At 58.7% G+C, this 1,610-nt stretch carries 1 protein-coding gene and 2 pseudogenes; all 3 read right to left on the reverse strand.

What is annotated here, in order from left to right; translation table 11 throughout:
• A pseudogene (locus BUB23_RS26950) lies at positions 1-94 on the reverse strand (branched-chain amino acid ABC transporter permease); the annotation flags it as partial.
• A 99-nt stretch (positions 95-193) separates the two neighbouring features.
• A complete protein-coding gene (locus BUB23_RS26350) occupies positions 194-1,405 on the reverse strand; it encodes an ABC transporter substrate-binding protein (RefSeq protein ID WP_073110396.1) in 1,212 nt (403 codons plus the stop codon).
• A 53-nt stretch (positions 1,406-1,458) separates the two neighbouring features.
• Positions 1,459-1,610, reverse strand: a pseudogene (locus BUB23_RS26355) (ABC transporter ATP-binding protein); the annotation flags it as partial.

Here is a 1,610-nt window from a genome sequence, read left to right on the forward strand (position 1 = left end):
CCAGCGACAGTACTGCGTAAAACGATCCATTTACCAGGCCCAGCAGCAGCTGGCCCAGTAGCGCCTGGATAGGTATGCCGAATATTTCAGTCATATGTGTAGGAAATCCATGACAAGCCGAATAGGTACAGAGCAATAACGACAATGCTCCCGCGTGCAGCCTGGAGCATTGCCTTTCATAGAGAAATAGCGCTTATTTCTTGATGAATTTGCAAGTCGACTCTTCCAGTGAAGCGTAGACTTTTTCGCCGGGCAGGGCTTCCACGATGTTGTAGTAATCCCAGGGCTTCTTGGATTCGGATGGCTTCTTGACCTGCATGAGATACATTTCGTGGATCATGCGGCCGTCTTCGCGGATATAGCCGTTGGTGGCGAAGAAGTCGTTGACCTTGTTGGACTTCAGCCATTTCATGATCGCGTCGCCGTCGTCGGTGCCGCTGGCCTTGACGCCTTTCAGGTAGAAATCAACGGCCGAGTAGTCGCCCGCCTGCAGGAAGGAAGGCATGCGCTTGTGCTTGTCGAAGAAGCGCTGGCTCCATTTGCGCGAGGCGTCGTCCTTGTCCCAGTACCAGCCGCTGGTCAGGTACAGGCCTTGCGTATTTTCCAGGCCCAGCGCATGGACGTCGTTGATGAACACCAGCAGGCCGGCCAGGTTCATGGTGTTGGAGACGCCGAATTCCTTGGCGGCCTTCACCGAGTTGATGAAGTCCCCGCCGGCATTGGCCAGGCCGAGTATCTTGGCGCCTGACGATTGGGCCTGCAGCATGAATGAGGAGAAATCCGAGGTGCTGAGCGGGGCCCTGACGGCGCCCACGACCGTGCCGCCGGACTTCTTGACGACGGCGGCGGTGTCGCGTTCGAGGGCATGGCCGAAGGCATAGTCGGCGGTCAGGAAGAACCATGTTTTCCCGCCGTTCTTGACGACGGCCGAACCCGTGCCGCGCGCCAGCGCGATGGTGTCATAGGCATAGTGGACGGTGTAGGGCGAGCACTGGGCATTGGTCAGTTCGGATGCGCCGGCGCCCACGGAGATGAAGGGCTTTTTCTTTTCGGCGGCCACGCCTGCCATGGCCAGGGCGGTGCCGGAGCTGGTGCCGCCGATGAGCACATCTATGTGTTTCTCGTCGAACCATTCGCGCGCCCGGGCCGAGGCGATGTCGGCCTTGTTCTGGTGGTCGGCCACCAGGAGCTCGATTTTCTTGCCGTTGATCTCGCCGCCCGCGTCGGCAATCGCCATGCGGATCGCTTCTGCGCCGGCGGGGCCGTCAATGTCGGAATACAGGCCGGACATATCGGTAATGAAACCGATGCGGATGACGTCGTCGGATATCCCCGCCGCCTGGCCTGGAGCGGCCATCGTGAGGCCGGCGAGAGCGAATGCAGCGGATAGTGTACGCAGTTTCATGGAAGGGTCTCTCCTGGTTTTGTTGTACCGGGTTGTCCGGTGTTTGTTAGTGTTTAAACGCCCAAGAGCGTATTGAGCACATCTTGTTTGGCTGGCAGTTCAGCCGCATTGAATTGTTCGACGATCTGGCCGTGCTCCATGACATAGAAGCGGTCGGCCAGGGGCGCGGCGAAGTGGAAGTTCTGTTCGACCATGACGATGGTAT

The organism is Pollutimonas bauzanensis (genome assembly GCF_900129885.1).
GTDB lineage: Bacteria > Pseudomonadota > Gammaproteobacteria > Burkholderiales > Burkholderiaceae_B > Pollutimonas > Pollutimonas bauzanensis.